This window comes from Naasia aerilata, from assembly GCF_030296595.1.
Lineage (GTDB): Bacteria > Actinomycetota > Actinomycetes > Actinomycetales > Microbacteriaceae > Naasia > Naasia aerilata.
Genome location: NZ_AP027731.1, coordinates 2,708,437 through 2,722,888 on the forward strand (window position 1 = coordinate 2,708,437; position 14,452 = coordinate 2,722,888).

The 14,452-nt window shown below is 70.6% G+C and carries 11 protein-coding genes and 2 pseudogenes; 3 read left to right on the top strand and 10 right to left on the bottom strand.

The features are described 5' to 3' along the window. Position 1 precedes the first annotated feature (1 nt). Positions 2-988 (bottom strand): ice-binding family protein, encoded by a 987-nt coding sequence (locus QUE51_RS14125; protein WP_286276992.1) that lies wholly within the window; start codon positions 986-988, stop codon positions 2-4. A gap of 294 nt (positions 989-1,282) precedes the next feature. Between QUE51_RS14125 and secG the strand changes: the two genes are divergently transcribed. Then, entirely contained in the window at positions 1,283-1,534 is a 252-nt protein-coding gene (gene secG, locus QUE51_RS14130) for a preprotein translocase subunit SecG (protein ID WP_286276993.1), read from the top strand. A gap of 32 nt (positions 1,535-1,566) precedes the next feature. Then, a complete protein-coding gene (locus QUE51_RS14135) occupies positions 1,567-1,944 on the top strand; it encodes an RNA polymerase-binding protein RbpA (RefSeq protein WP_286276994.1) in 378 nt (125 codons plus the stop codon). A gap of 101 nt (positions 1,945-2,045) precedes the next feature. Here the strand turns inward: QUE51_RS14135 and pgl are convergent, their stop codons facing one another. The 6 genes and pseudogenes from pgl to tkt form a co-directional block, all read right to left on the bottom strand. After that, entirely contained in the window at positions 2,046-2,816 is a 771-nt protein-coding gene (gene pgl / locus QUE51_RS14140; protein ID WP_286276995.1) for a 6-phosphogluconolactonase, read from the bottom strand. Between the two features lie 25 nt (positions 2,817-2,841). Then, positions 2,842-3,797 (bottom strand): annotated as a pseudogene (locus QUE51_RS14145) (glucose-6-phosphate dehydrogenase assembly protein OpcA). After that, a pseudogene (gene zwf, locus QUE51_RS14150) lies at positions 3,794-5,331 on the bottom strand (glucose-6-phosphate dehydrogenase). Before zwf ends, QUE51_RS14145 begins: the two co-directional pseudogenes overlap by 4 nt. 34 nt (positions 5,332-5,365) lie before the next feature. After that, the gene (locus QUE51_RS14155) at positions 5,366-6,979 is read right to left on the bottom strand and encodes a glucose-6-phosphate isomerase (protein WP_286276996.1); all 1,614 of its coding nucleotides are present in this window, start codon (positions 6,977-6,979) and stop codon (positions 5,366-5,368) included. Next, positions 6,976-8,103, bottom strand: coding sequence for a transaldolase (tal, locus tag QUE51_RS14160; RefSeq protein ID WP_286276997.1), 1,128 nt, complete (start codon positions 8,101-8,103; stop codon positions 6,976-6,978). The genes QUE51_RS14155 and tal overlap by 4 nt, the downstream gene beginning before the upstream one ends. A gap of 35 nt (positions 8,104-8,138) precedes the next feature. Next, positions 8,139-10,235 carry a transketolase gene (gene tkt, locus QUE51_RS14165; protein ID WP_286276998.1) on the bottom strand — a complete coding sequence of 699 codons (2,097 nt, stop codon included), beginning with the start codon at positions 10,233-10,235 and terminating at the stop codon, positions 8,139-8,141. Between the two features lie 304 nt (positions 10,236-10,539). On the opposite strand from tkt, the gene QUE51_RS14170 reads away from it, so the two are divergent. Then, positions 10,540-11,472 carry a heme o synthase gene (locus QUE51_RS14170; protein ID WP_286276999.1) on the top strand — a complete coding sequence of 311 codons (933 nt, stop codon included), beginning with the start codon at positions 10,540-10,542 and terminating at the stop codon, positions 11,470-11,472. 77 nt (positions 11,473-11,549) lie between these two features. Here the strand turns inward: QUE51_RS14170 and QUE51_RS14175 are convergent, their stop codons facing one another. Genes QUE51_RS14175 through QUE51_RS14185 form a run of 3 tightly spaced genes read right to left on the bottom strand, consistent with a single transcriptional unit; the run spans position 11,550 to position 14,390 of the window. After that, positions 11,550-12,416, bottom strand: coding sequence for an ABC transporter permease (locus tag QUE51_RS14175; RefSeq protein ID WP_286277001.1), 867 nt, complete (start codon positions 12,414-12,416; stop codon positions 11,550-11,552). After that, the gene (locus tag QUE51_RS14180; RefSeq protein WP_286277003.1) at positions 12,413-13,396 is read right to left on the bottom strand and encodes an ATP-binding cassette domain-containing protein; all 984 of its coding nucleotides are present in this window, start codon (positions 13,394-13,396) and stop codon (positions 12,413-12,415) included. The genes QUE51_RS14175 and QUE51_RS14180 overlap by 4 nt, the downstream gene beginning before the upstream one ends. Positions 13,397-13,448: 52 nt before the next feature. After that, positions 13,449-14,390 carry a COX15/CtaA family protein gene (locus QUE51_RS14185; RefSeq protein WP_286277004.1) on the bottom strand — a complete coding sequence of 314 codons (942 nt, stop codon included), beginning with the start codon at positions 14,388-14,390 and terminating at the stop codon, positions 13,449-13,451. Positions 14,391-14,452 lie beyond the last annotated feature (62 nt).

A 14,452-nucleotide genomic window follows, 5' to 3' on the forward strand; every position in this document is an offset into this window, starting at 1 on the left:
GTCAGACTCCGGTCGCGGTGCGCCGGCGAGAGGCGAGAAGCAGGGCGGTGCCCACCGCGGCGAGCAGTACGCCGCCGAGGAGGAAGGGCGTCGAGTCCGATCCGGTCGCGGGAAGCGTCGCGGCGTCGGCGGTCGTGCTGAGGGCGTCGCCGGTGGTTGCATCCCCGGCGCCGCCACTGGTGCCGCCGCCGGCCGGTGTGCCGGCGTCCACCGTGCCGTCGGCGTCCGTGGTGTCGTCCGCGTCGTCGGCGGGGTCGGAGCACTGCGGCAGGGAGACGAGGTTGTCGAGCAGGGTGACGGCGCCGGTCTGCGCGATCAGGCGGCCCTGCACCGAGGCGGCCGAGTTCAGCGAGACGGACGCCTGAGCGAGGATGGTCCCCACGAAGGCCGTGCCGGTGCCGAGGGTGGCCGAGCTGCCGACCTGCCAGTAGACGTTGCAGGGGTTGGCGTTGCCGAGGAGGACGACGCTGCTCGCGGCCGCGGTCGTCAGGCCGCTGGCCGACTGGAACACCCAGACGTCGTCCGCGTCCCCGTCCAGGGTGACCGTGCCCGTGAGCTGGGCGGCGTTGGTGTAGACGCCCGGCACGGGGGCGGAGCCGCCCACCTCGCCGGAGGGATAGGTCCCGGTCGCGGACAGGCCCGCGAGGGTGACGTAGGAGGCGGTCGCATCGTCCATGGCGGGTCCGGCCGGGCTCGTGGCGCCGAGGTCGGTGGTGCCCGTGACCTGGGTGACGCCGAACCCGGTGACGGCGCTGCCCGCGCTCACGCCCAGGTTCCCGTCGACGAGGGTGAGCGCCCCGCCGTTCGTGACGGTGGAGTAGGCGAGCACGGCGTAGCCGTCGGCGGTGCCGAGGAAGCCGTCGTCGCCTGCTGCAGCGTTCGCCCTCGTGCCGTCGTTCGCGAGGATGAGGAGGACGGCAGCGGCCAGCGCGATCCCGGCGAGAGCCGGACGAGCGAGGGCGGCGTGCGTGGTCGTGGTGACAGTCATTTCGGTTACCCCCAGGGAACCTTCGACGTCGAGCTGACGCAGGCCACAAGTATGTGTTGAAAAGCCTGGTCGGAACCGGAATGACACCCGCAGTGGGGGCTTTTTGACCGCCTTTCGGCCGATTCGGCGCCCCCGTCGGCCTGGCGAGCGGGTCGCGACCGGCGCTGAGGGCATCCGGCGCGCGGTGTCGGGCTGATGCGGCGCTGATCAGGTGCGGCGCCCGCGGCCCGGTGAAGGAAGCGCCTATACTCGACTTCGGTCCGGCGGTGCCGGAGACCAGACGAAAGGCTACGCGTGGACATCCTGGCGGTCGTGCTGCAGGTGGTGCTCGGCATCACCAGTCTGCTCCTGACCATGCTGATCCTGCTGCACCGCGGACGCGGCGGCGGGCTCTCCGACATGTTCGGCGGCGGCGTCACGTCCAACCTGGGCGCATCCGGCGTGGCGGAGCGGAACCTCAACCGCATCACCGTCATCCTCGGTCTGGTCTGGGTCGCATGCATCGTGGTGCTCGGACTGATCACGCGTTTCGACGCCGGCGCCTGACGCCCCGCCGCGACGGAGACTGAGGGAGAGAAATGGCATCAGGAGGCAGCGCCATCCGTGGCTCGCGCGTAGGCGCGGGTCCGATGGGCGAACAGGACCACGGCTTCCACGCCGAGCGCGTCGCCGTGTCCTACTGGGACGCACTGGGCAACGAGACCGTCCGCTACTTCGCGGCGAACCTGCCGGATGACGAGATCCCGGACGTCATCGACTCCCCGTCGAGCGGCCTGCCCGCCGGACGCGACAAGGACAACCCGCCGGCCGTGAGCAAGACCGAGCCGTACAAGACGCACCTCGCCTACGTGAAGGAGCGTCGCAGCGAGGAGGAGGCAGCGCAGCTCCTCGAGGAGGCGCTCACGCAGCTCCGCATCCGCCGCGGCAAGATCCCGGCGGACTCGAACCAGGGCTGAGCCCACAGACACAGAAGGCCCCCGACCGTCGCGGTCGGGGCCTTCCTCGTACGTTCCGGCCGAGGTGGCGCGTTGCGCCGTACCTTTCGGGCCGGAACGTACTAGTACGAGCTGGCGATGAGGGACTCGGGGACGTCGGCAGCGGCCTTCTTGTCCACGAAGAAAACCGTGCGCTTGCGGCCCTGGACGCCCGCGACGGGCACCTCGTTGGCGCTGGCGCCGGCGAGGGCGAGTCCCAGCGCGGGCGCCTTGTCGGATCCGGACAGGACCATCCAGATGCGGTCCGACGAGTTGATCGCCGGCAGGGTGAGGCTCAGCCGGTTGGGCGGCGGCTTGGGCGCCTCCCGCACGGCGACGACCGTCTTATCCGCGTTCCGGTAGCCGTCCCGGTCGGGGAACAGCGAGGCGATGTGCCCGTCCGGTCCCACGCCCAGGAAGGTGATGTCGAACCGCGGGTACTTGCGTCCCTCTGGCGCGGCGAGCAGGAGCTGGTCGGCGTAGGCGGCGGCCGCCTCGTCGAGGTCCTCGATCTCGTCGCTCGCGGGGAAGGGATGCACGTTGGCCGCCGGCGTGGGCAGCGCGTCGAGGAGGGCTTCACGCGCCTGCACGTCGTTGCGCTCCGGGTCCCCGGCCGGAAGGAAGCGCTCGTCGCCCCACCAGAAGTGCACGCGCGTCCAGTCCACCGTGTCGCGCGCGGAGGAGTCGCGGATGGCCCGCTGCGTCTGCCCGCCCATGCCGCCGCCGGTCAGGACGACGTGCGCCTCGTCGTTCTCGGCGAGCAGGTCGACCAGCTTGGTGATGAACCGCGCCGCGACCGAACCGACGAGTGAGTCCTCGTCAGGATGGACGATCACTCGGCGTTCATTCGTCACGCAGCACCGCCTTTCCGGGGTTCGGTCAGGTTAGCATCCACGTGCACGGGGCCGCGGAGCCGGGGAGACCCCTGCGGAGGACCTCGCCGTACAGGTCGTCGGGTCCCAGGCGGCGCAGCTCCTCGGCCAGGCAGTCGCGGAGGCTGCGGCGGGGGAGCGACACGTCGTGGGTCGGCTTTCCCGGCTGGACGAGCGTAGCGAGGTTGCCCTCCGGGCGGTCCAGCTCGATGATCCCGGACCGGCGAACCATGCGCACGCCGTGGATGCCGCTCGAGCCGGAGGCGCGGATGGAGACCTCGTGGCTCACCGGCACCTCGAGCTGCAGCCCCAGCCAGGCGGCGAGGAGCCCTGTCGAGGGGAGTCCTCCGCGCCGTGCACCTCGACGCCGATGACCGGCTCGTAGGGCGGCTGGTCGAGCACGGCGGCGAGCTGGGCGCGCCACAGCGTGAGCCTCGTCCAGGCGAAGTCGGTGTCGCCCGGCGCGTAGGTGTCGGAGAGGTGATTGAGGAAGGCGAGCGGGTCGGGCTGGGTGGACGCATCGGTGATGCGCCGCGTCGCCATGCGCCCGATGGGCGACTGCGACACGACCTCGGGCGCGAGCCCCGGCCACCAGGCCACCACGGGAGCGTCGGGCAGCAGGAGTCCCGTGACGAGGCTCTCCTCGTCGATCGCGGCGCCGCCGAAGGCGCGGAGCACCACGACCTCGCTCGCGCCGGCGTCCCCGCCGACCCGGATCTGGCCGTCGACCTTCGCCGTGTCCTCGGCGCGCGAGTCGGCGTCGTGGGAGACGACGATGACGCGCATCGGGTGCTCGCGGGAGGCGTCGTTCGCGGCCTCGATGGCCTCCTCCTCGTGGCCGAGCTCGGTCGCGATGACCAGCGTGAGCACGCGCCCGAGGGCGATGACGCCGCCCTCCTCGCGGATCTTGACGAGCGCCTTCGAGACTCCGGCGGTCGTCGTGTTCGGCAGATCGACGATCACGGACGCCTCCAACTCCGGCCGTCGCGGGCCATGAGGGCATCGGCGGAGGCCGGACCCCACGTCCCGGGACGGTACTGCTCGGGCTGGCCCTGCGTGGACCAGAACTCCTCGACCGGGTCGAGGATCTTCCAGGAGAGCTCGACCTCCTGGTGGCGGGGGAACAGCGGCGGGTCGCCGAGCAGCACGTCGAGGATGAGCCGCTCGTACGCCTCGGGGCTCGCCTCGGTGAACGCGTGCCCGTAGCCGAAGTCCATCGTCACGTCGCGGACCTGCATGCCCGCGCCCGGCACCTTGGAGCCGGACCGGATCGTGACGCCCTCATCCGGCTGCACGCGGATGACGATGGCGTTCTGGCCGAGCTGCGAGGTCTGCGCCTCGGCGAACAGGTACTGCGGCGCGCGCTTGAAGACGACCGCGATCTCGGTGACGCGGCGCCCGAGCCGCTTGCCGGCGCGCAGGTAGAACGGCACCCCGGACCAGCGGCGCGTGTTGATGTCGAGCCGCATCGCCGCGTACGTCTCCGTCACGGACTGGGGGTTCATCCCCTCCTCCTCGAGGAAGCCGGTGACCTTCTCGCCGCCCTGCCAGCCGCCCGAGTACTGGCCGCGCGCGGTCGACTTCGACAGGTCCTTCGGCAGGCTCACCGCGGAGAGGACCTTCTCCTTCTCCTGCCGCAGGGCGCGCGCGTCGAAGGAGACGGGCTCCTCCATCGCGGTCAGCGCGAGCAGCTGGAGGAGGTGGTTCTGGATCACGTCGCGGGCCGCGCCGATGCCGTCGTAGTAGCCGGCGCGTCCGCCCACGCCGATATCCTCGGCCATGGTGATCTGCACGTGATCGACGTAGTTCGCGTTCCAGATGGGCTCGTAGAGCTGGTTGGCGAACCGGAGCGCCAGGATGTTCTGGACGGTCTCCTTGCCGAGGTAGTGGTCGATGCGGAACACCGAGTCGGCCGGGAAGACACTCTCGACGACCTTGTTCAGCTCGCGCGCGGTCTTCAGATCGCTGCCGAACGGCTTCTCGATGACGACGCGCCGCCACTCGCCGTCCTTCTGCTCCGCGAGCCCCGAGCGCCGGAGCTGCTCGGTGACGATGGGGAAGGCCTTCGGCGGGATGGACAGGTAGAACGCGTGGTTGCCCATCGTGCCCCGGTCCTGGTCGAGCTGAGCGATGGTGCGCTTCAGCTCGTCGAAGGCCGCGTCGTCGTCGAAGGTGCCCGACACGAAGCGGATGCCCTGTGCCAGCTGCTTCCAGACGTCCTCGTCGAACGGGGTCCTCGAGTACTGCTTGACCGCCTCGTAGACGATCTTCTCGAAGTCCTGGTCCTCCCAGTCGCGCCGGGCGAAGCCGACGAGCGCGAAGCCCGGCGGCAGCAGCCCCGGTTCGCCAGGTCGTAGACGGCCGGCATCAGCTTCTTGCGGGACAGGTCGCCCGTCACTCCGAAGATGATGAGGCCGCTGGGACCGGCGATCCGGCTGAGGCGACGGTCACTGGGCAGGCGCAGCGGGTTGTAGTCCGGTGTGATCTCGACCGGCATGCACGACTCCTTGACGTGGACGGGGCGAAGCCCGTCAGGCTCGAGGGTTGAGTGCGTCGAACAGCGCCGTCGTTGCCGCGTCGGACGTGAGGTTGAGGCGCAGCACCGGGCGGCCGTGGTCGGCGAGCACGGTGGCGTCTCCGGTGGCCTGGGCCTGGATGAGCTGGCCGAACGTGAACGGACGGTCCGGGATCTCGAGATCCTCGGGGGCGTCCGCGGTGATCTGCAGGAACACGCCGACCGCGGGGCCGCCCTTGTGATACTGGCCGGTGGAATGCAGGAAGCGCGGGCCCCAGCCGAAGGTCACCGGACGGTGCACCTCGGCCGCGACGATGTTCCGCGTCTCCTCCAGCCGGGGGAGCGCCAGCCGGTTCACGTAGGCCTGGATGGCCACGTAGCCGGTCGGACCCACCTGGGCGAGGAGCGCCTGCACGGCCGCACGCAGGTCGGTGACGCCGGACAGCACGTCGTCGGTGCCGCGCACCTCGATGCCGCCCTCGGTGAAGGCCGGCGGGGTCGGCTCCGGACGCGCGTCCAGCAGGCCGCGCGCCGCGATCTTCGCGGACTCCACGTCGGGCTGGTCGAAGGGGTTGATGCCCAGCAGGCGCCCCGCGACGGCGATCGCGTACTCCCAGACGAGGATCAGCTCACCGAGCGTGCCGCTCATCACGATCTCGCCGGCGGCGAGGTGCTCCGAGTTGCGGCTCAGAGTCGCCTCGTCCACGAGCCGGACGACCTGGAGGTCCTCCGGGACGTCGCTCAACTCCGGCGCGTCGAGGCCGAGGACGACGGGCAGCAGCCCCTTGCCCTCCTTGCCGGTCGACTCGGCCACGAGCTGCTCCGCCCAGTCGGCGAAGCCGACGATGTGCGTTCCGTCGGCGACGATGCCCGTCTTGTCCTTGAGCGGCGAGGCGCCCGCGAGGGCGGCGCCGAGGATCAGACCGGGGTTGTCGTCCTGGTCCACCGCGAGATAGACGAGCTCCGACTCCGCCTCGTCGAGCAGCTCGGCGATGTCCGCGCCGGCGAGGCCCGAGGGCACCAGGCCGAACGCGGTGAGCGCGGAGAAGCGGCCGCCGACATTGGGGTCGGCGTTGAAGACGCGGTAGCCCGCCTCGCGCGCCGACGAGTCGAGCGGGGAGCCCGGGTCGGTGACGACGATGATCCGCTCGCGCGGGTCGATGCCGGCGTCGGCGAACGCCTTCTCGTACACGCGGCGCTGGCTGTCCGTCTCGACCGTCGACCCCGACTTGGAGGAGACGACGAGAGCGGAGCGCTCGAGCCGGTCCTGCAGCGCGGAGAGCACCTGGCCGGGATCGGTGGAGTCGAGGACGGTGAGTGCGACGCCGGCGGTCCGGGTGATGACCTCGGGAGCCAGCGAGGAGCCGCCCATCCCGCCGAGGACGATGTGGTCGACGCCCTTGGCCCGGAGGTCCTCCCGGAGCGCGGTGATCTCGGCCACCAGGGGACGGGAGGTCGCGACCGCCTCGGTCCAGCCGAGTCGCTTCGAGGACTCCTCGACGGCCGCCTCGCCCCACAGGTCGGGGTCGAGCCCCGTGATGCCCGAGGCGACCTTGTCGGCCACGAGCTGCGGGACGACCCGTTCGACGGCCTCGCGTGCGGCGCCGCCGGTCAGGATCCGGACGCTCACTTGGCGCCCTCGAGCGCCGAGGTGACCGTCTCGGTCAGCTCGGTCCAGGAGACGACGAACTTGTCGACGCCCTCGTTCTCGAGCTGCTCGGTGACCTCGTCGATCGAGATGCCCAGCGAGCCGATCGCGTCGATGGTGCCCTTCGCCTCCGCGTAGGCGCCGGTGACCGTGTCGCCATGGATCTCGGCGTGGTCGAAGGTCGCCTCGAGCGTCTTGCCCGGCATGGTGTTGACGACGCCGTGCGTGGTGAGCTCGACGACGTAGAGCGTGTCGGGCAGGTCGGGCGACTTCACGCCGGTCGACGCCCAGAGCGGCCGCTGGCGGTTGGCGCCCTTCTCCTGAAGGGACAGGGCGCGCTCCGTGGCCATCTCCTCGACGAAGAGCTGGAACGCGAGCCGGGCGTTCGCGATGCCCGCCTTGCTCTTGAGGGCCTTGGCCTCGTCGGTGCCGATCGCGTCGAGGCGCTTGTCGATCTCCGTGTCGACCCGCGACACGAAGAACGAGGCAACCGAGTGAATGGTCGACAGGTCGATGCCCGCCTCGGCCGCGCGCTCGAGCCCGGTGAGGTAGGCGGCGATGACCTCGGCGTAGCGCTGCAGGCTGAAGATGAGCGTGACGTTGACGCTGATGCCGGCGGCGATCGCCTCGGTGATCGCGGGGAGTCCCTCCTTGGTGGCGGGGATCTTGATCATCACGTTGGGCCGGTCGACCTTCGCCCAGAGCGCCTTGGCCTCGGTGATCGTGGCCTGGGTGTCGCGGGCGGCTCCCGGGGTGACCTCGATCGAGACGCGGCCGTCGTAACCGGCGGTCGCGTCGAAGATCGGCCGGAAGACGTCGCAGGCGCGCTGCACGTCGGCGGTCGTGATCTCGAAGATCGCGTTGGTGACGTCGGTTCCGGCGGCGGCGAGCTCGCGGACCTGCGCGTCGTAGGCCTCGCCCTTCGCGAGGGCCGAGGCGAAGATCGTGGGGTTCGTGGTGACCCCGACGACGTTGCGGGTGTCGATCAGCTCCTGGAGCCGGCCGGAGTCGAGCAGCTCGCGGGACAGGTCGTCGAGCCAGATGCTGACGCCGGCGGCGGACAGCGCGGCGGTCGGGGTGGTGGTGGCGGATGCCGTGTCGGTCATCTTCGTTCCCTCTTTCGTGGATGCGGGTCGGTCGCTCAGAGGGCGGCCAGGGAGTCCTTCGCGGCGGCGACTGCGGCCTCCGCGGTGAACCCGAACTTCTCGTACAGGACCTGGTAGTCGGCGGAGGCGCCGAAGTGCTCGATCGACACGCTGCGACCGGCGTCGCCGATCCAGGGGCGCCAGCCGAGCGCGATGCCGGCCTCGATCGAGACGCGCGCCTTCACCGCGGCGGGAAGGACCTTCTCGCGGTACGCCTCGTCCTGCTCCTGGAACCACTCGAGGCAGGGAACCGACACGACGCGCGCGTTCACGCCCTGCTCGGCCAGCTGGGTGCGGGCCGCCAGGGCGATCTGCACCTCCGAGCCCGTGGCGAGGAAGATCACGTCGGGCGTGCCGTTCGGCGCCTCGGCCAGGATGTACGCGCCGCGGGCGGTGTGCCGGGCGTGGGCGAGGGTGTCGCCCTCCGCCTCGCCGTCGCCGCGCTCAAACACGGGCAGGTTCTGCCGGCTCAGGGCGAGGCCCGCGGGTCCGTTGCGGCGCTCGAGGACCGTCTTCCACGCCCACGCGGTCTCGTTGGCGTCAGCGGGGCGGACGACGTCGAGACCCGGGATGGCGCGGAGGGCCGTGAGCTGCTCGATCGGCTGGTGCGTCGGGCCGTCCTCGCCGAGCGCGAACGAGTCGTGCGTCCAGACGTAGATGGTGGGCGCCTTCATCAGCGCGGCGAGGCGGACCGATGGCCGCATGTAGTCGCTGAAGATGAGGAACGTGCCGCCGAAGGCGCGCGTGTTGCCGTGCAGCACGATGCCGTTGAGGATCGCGCCCATCGCGTGCTCACGGATGCCGAAGTGCAGCACGCGACCGTACGGGTTGCCCGTCCACTCGTGCGTCGACCACTCGGCGGGCACGAAGGACTCCGCGTCGGTGATGGTGGTCAGGTTCGACTCGGCAAGGTCGGCCGAGCCGCCCCACAGCTCCGGCATGATCGGGGCGATCGCGTTGATGATCTTGCCCGACGCGGCGCGCGTGGAGACGTCCTTGCCGCCCGCCTCGAAGGTCGGCAGAGCCTCTTCGAGGCCCTCCGGCGGCTGCTGCGCGAGCAGTCGGTCGAACAGCTCCTTGCGCTCCGGGTTCGCCTGGGCCCAGGCGTCGAAGCCCTGCTTCCAGGCTTCGTGCTCGGCCTGGCCGCGCTGCACCGCCTGCCGGGTGTGGGCGAGGACCTCGTCGTCGACCTCGAAGGTCGTGTCCGGGTCGAAGCCGACGACCTCCTTGAGGGCGCGCAGCTCGTCGGCACCGAGTGCGGAGCCGTGGATCTTGCCGGTGTTCTGCTTCTTCGGGCTGGGCCAGCCGATGATCGTCTTGAGCGCGATGATCGACGGCTTGTCGGTCACGGCCTTCGCGGCTTCGATCGCGCGGTACAGCGCCTCGACGTCCTCGACGTACTCGCCGGTCTTCTTCCAGTCGACCGTCTGCACGTGCCAGCCGTACGCCTCGTAGCGCTTCTGGACGTCCTCGGTGAAGGCGATGTTGGTGTCGTCCTCGATGGAGATCTGGTTGTCGTCGTAGATCGCGATGAGGTTGCCGAGCTTCTGGTGGCCGGCGAGCGAGGAGGCCTCGCTCGTGATGCCCTCCTCCAGGTCGCCGTCGCCCGCGATCGCGTAGATGAAGTGGTCGAAGGGGCTCTCGCCGGCAGGGGCGTCGGGATCGAACAGGCCGCGCTCGTAGCGGGCCGCGTAGGCGAAGCCGACCGCGGAGGACAGGCCCTGGCCGAGCGGGCCGGTCGTGATCTCGACGCCGTCGGTGTGGCCGTACTCCGGGTGGCCGGGCGTCTTCGATCCCCACTTGCGGAGGTGCTTGAGGTCGTCGAGCTCGAGGCCGTAGCCAGCCAGGTAGAACTGCACGTACTGGGTGAGCGAGGCGTGCCCGTTGGACAGGATGAAGCGGTCGCGACCGACCCACTCGTTGTCGCTGGGGTCGCGACGCATGACCTTCTGGAAGAGCAGGTGCGCGACGGGTGCGAGGCTCATCGCCGTCCCCGGGTGCCCGTTCCCCGCCTCTTCGACCGCGTCTGCGGCGAGGATGCGTGCGGTGTCTACTGCCTTGTCGTCAATGGGGTCCCATTGGAAATCGGCCACTGGGGGAAGACCCTTCTGCATGAAGTTGTATGGCCCGTATCGGGCCTGTTTCAGTATAGGAGTGCCCCCTCGGGGGCGGCTCCGGCCTTGACACCGGGGGACGCAGAGCCGACCCTCGGGCGCGCCGCAACCGCCCTCTTCCTCTCGCTCAGCAGGCACTTTCCCTCCTCAGCAGGCTGAACGGAGCCGATCCGGCCTGCTCGACCCGGATCCTGCCTGCTGGGGGAGAGCCTCCGGGGTCGGGCCGCCGTCGTGGCCGCCGCCGCGCCGCCGCGGCGGCCGGACCCCGATAGAATCGACCGCGGTGAGCACAGCGGTAGAGGGCAAGGAGCGGGTCGGCGCGGAGCGTCGATCCGTCGGTTTCCGAACCAAGGCGCGGGCCTATCTCGCCCTCACCAAGCCTCGGGTCATCGAGCTGCTGCTCGTGACGACCGCGCCGGTGATGATCCTGGCGGCGAACGGCATCCCGAACCCGTGGCTGATCCTCGCCACGCTGTTCGGCGGAGCGCTCAGCGCGGGGTCGGCGAACGCCTTCAACTGCTACATCGACCGCGACATCGACGCGGTCATGCACCGCACCAAGCGGCGACCCCTGGTGACGGGGGAGGTGACGCCGGGTGAGGCGCTTGTCTTCGCCTGGGTGCTCGGCGCGGTGTCGACCGTGTGGCTGCTCGCCTTCACGACCTGGCTCGCCGCCGTGCTCTCGGTCGCCGCGATTCTCTTCTACGTCTTCGTCTACACGCTGTGGCTCAAGCGCCGCACCGAGCAGAACATCATCTGGGGCGGCATCGCCGGCTGCTTCCCGGTGCTGATCGGCTGGGCGGCCGTCACCGGCAGCCTGGACTGGGCCCCCTTCATCCTCTTCATGGTCGTGTTCCTGTGGACGCCGCCGCACTACTGGCCGCTGTCCCTGAAGTACCGCGACGACTACGAGTCGGTGGGCGTGCCCATGCTCGGCGTCGTGCGGTCCCGCCAGGTGGTGGGCCTGCAGACGATCCTGTACGCCTGGGCGACGGTAGCGTGCTCGCTGCTGCTCGTGCCCGTCGCGAGCATGGGGCTCGTCTACACGCTGGCGGCGGCCGCGTCGGGCGCGTGGTTCATCTACGAGACGCACCGGCTCTACGGACTCGCCATCCGCGGCGAGGAGGCTCGCCCGATGCGAGTCTTCCACGCCTCGATCAGCTACCTGACGCTGCTCTTCCTCGCGGTCGCGATCGACCCGCTGCTGCCGTTCTGATCGCCCGAGGCGCGTCCAAGGATCACCCGGCCGGGGATTGAGAAGCCCGCGCAGCGGGCGTCTCGAAATCCTGGAACCTACGCGCGGCTCCCCAGGCGGGCGAACCGGCGGATCGACAGTGGGACGAAGATCGCGAGCAGCACGACGATCCCGATCAGCACGGCGGCGACGGGGTTCTGCAACGGCCACGTGTCGCCGACCTGCATGCCGGGCGGGACGTTCCCGAAGAGCCTCCGGGCAGCGAGCACCAGAGCGGAGACCGGGTTCCACTCGGCGAAGATCCGCAGCGGCGTGGGCAGGTTCTCGCTCGGCACGAACGCGTTCGAGATGAAGGTCAGCGGGAACAGGACGATGAACGAGACGTTGTTGATGATCTCGGGGCTGCGCACCGTGAGGCCGATGAAGACGAACACCCAGGACAGGGCGTAGGCGAAGCCGAGCAGGAGCGCCACCCCGGCTAGGCCCTCGAGCAGGCTGGACCGGACGCGCCAGCCGACGAGCAGTCCGCTGAGGATCATCACGACCATCGAGATGCTGTTGATGAGCAGGTCGCCGTTGGTGCGCCCGACGAGCACCGCCGACCGCCGCATCGGCAGGGTGCGGAACCGGTCGATGATGCCGTCCCGGATGTCCTGCGCGGTCGCGTAGCCGGACCAGGTCGCACCGAACACGACCGTCTGGGCGAAGATCCCGGCCATGATGAACTCCTTGTAGTCGGAGCCCGGGATGTCGATCGAGCCGGCGTAGACGTAGCTGAACAGCAGCACGAACATGATCGGCTGCAGTGTCGTGAAGACGAGCACGTCGGGCACGCGGCGGATCTTGAGCAGGTTGCGCCGGGTCGCGATCCAGCCGTCCGAGAACCACGCGGCGAGCGGAGACGGGGTCCGGGGGACCGGGGCGGAGTCGATCGTCCCCAGGATGCGCGTGGCCTCGACCGTCATGATGCCTTCCTCGTCTCCTCGTCGCCGTCCTCCGTCGCCCGCCCGGTGAGCCGGAGGAAGACGTCGTCGAGGGTCGGCCTCTGCATGCCCACGTCGTGCAGCTCGACGCCCTGCTCGCCGAGCTGGGCCAGCACCTCCGCGAGCGCGGGTGCTCCCTGACTGACGGTGACGCTCACCGCGCGCCCGTCGGCCGCGACGTCGGGCGCGCCCGTGCCGACGCGCTCGAGCGCGGCGGTGGCTGCCGGGAGGTCGGCCTCTGAGACGAGGGTCAGCTGGATCCGCTGGCCGCCGATGCGCGCCTTGAGCTCGTCGGCGGAGCCGCGTGCGATGACGCGCCCGTGGTCGATCACGGCGATGTCGTCCGCGAGCCGGTCCGCCTCCTCCAGGTACTGCGTGGTGAGGAGCACGGTCGTGCCGCTCGCGGACAGGCGCTCGATGACCTCCCACATGTCCATGCGGCTGCGCGGGTCGAGCCCCGTCGTCGGCTCGTCGAGGAACAGCACGGCGGGGGCGATGACCAGGGCGCACGCGAGGTCGATGCGACGTCGCATGCCGCCCGAGAAGCCCTTCACAGGGCGGTTCTTCGCCTCGCCGAGGTCGAAGTGGTCGACGAGCTCCGCTGCCCGCCGCCTCGAGTCCGCGGCGCTCAGGTGGTAGAGCCGGCCGACCATGTCGAGGTTCTCGAGCGCGCTGAGGTTCTCGTCGACCGCGGCGTACTGGCCGGCCACGCCGATCCGCCGGCGGATCGCATCGGGGTCGTGCCGCACGTCGATCCCGTCGATCGTCGCGGTGCCCGAGTCGGCGCGGATGAGCGTCGTCAGCACCTTCACGGCGGTCGACTTGCCCGCCCCGTTGGGGCCGAGCAGCCCGAAGACGGTGCCCTGGGGAACGTCGAGGCTCAGCCCGTCGAGCGCGCGCACCTCCGGGGCCTTGCGCGGATGGTAGGTGACCCGAAGGTCCACGGCCTCGAGGAACGGCATGGCGCGGATGCTACTCGCCGCCTCCGACACCGGGCGCGACCCAAAGTCCCGCCTAGCGGAGGGAGCGCACTCCGGCGGGCTGACGCGTCGCCAGGATCACCGCGGTGGCGGCGGCCGCGACCAGGGAGGCGAGCACCATGTGCGTCGCGACCAGGCCCTCCGGCAGTCCGCTGCGCGCCTGGGTGATGCCGACGGCGATCTGCGCGGCCTCCACGGCGAGGAGCGCGATGACCCACCGGCGGAGCAGGGGAGCACGGCGGCTGAGGACGAGCATCAGGAGGCTCAGCGCGAAGAGGGCGTAGGCGGGCCAGCTGTGCACGTGCTGCAGGAGCTCCGGGTCGAGGCCGTTGCGCACCGCGGCGCGGTCGCCGGCGTGCGGGCCCGAGCCCGTGGTGAGGATCCCCACCAGGATCGTGAGCAGCGCGAGCGCGCCGGTGACCCACGCGGCGATGCGCGTGGAGGAGGGCACGACGTCGTACCGGTACGCGACGGGGTGGTAGAGGCGCCACACCAGCACGGTGGATGCGGCGACGAGCGAGATCGACACGACGAAGTGCAGCCCAACGACATAGGGGTTCAGCTGAGTGAGCACGCTGATGCCGCCGATGATGCCCTGGGCGGGGATGCCGAGCCCGATCAGCAGGGCGGGCACGACGAGGCGGCGCCCCGTGGCCGCGGTGCGGACGACCGCGAGGAATAGCAGGACCGCCGCGGCGACCAGCACGAACGTGAGGAGCCGGTTGCCGAACTCGATGATCCCGTGGATGCCCATCTCGGGCGTCGTGACGAGCGAGTCGGCGGTGCACTGCGGCCAGGTGGGGCAGCCGAGCCCGGATGCCGTGAGCCGCACGAGCCCGCCTGTCCCGATGATGACGACCTGCAGCGCGAGGTTCGCCCACGCGAGCACCCGGGTCCACCGGATGGGCTCGGCGGGCAGCAGCCGGTCGCGGAGGGAAGGAGAGGAGGGCGCTTCGACCCTGGTGTCTACGGCCACCGGCTTGCCTTTCGCCCGGTAAACGAGCCCTGTACCATTGAACGAGTTGCGATCACCGCCCG

Coding starts and splice junctions, on each gene's coding strand:
- QUE51_RS14125 (WP_286276992.1), bottom strand. CDS start 988: ATGACTGTCACCACGACCACGCACGCCGCCCTCGCTCGTCCGGCTCTC.
- QUE51_RS14135 (WP_286276994.1), top strand. CDS start 1,567: ATGGCATCAGGAGGCAGCGCCATCCGTGGCTCGCGCGTAGGCGCGGGT.
- tal (WP_286276997.1), bottom strand. CDS start 8,103: ATGACCGACACGGCATCCGCCACCACCACCCCGACCGCCGCGCTGTCC.
- QUE51_RS14175 (WP_286277001.1), bottom strand. CDS start 12,416: ATGACGGTCGAGGCCACGCGCATCCTGGGGACGATCGACTCCGCCCCG.
- QUE51_RS14180 (WP_286277003.1), bottom strand. CDS start 13,396: ATGCCGTTCCTCGAGGCCGTGGACCTTCGGGTCACCTACCATCCGCGC.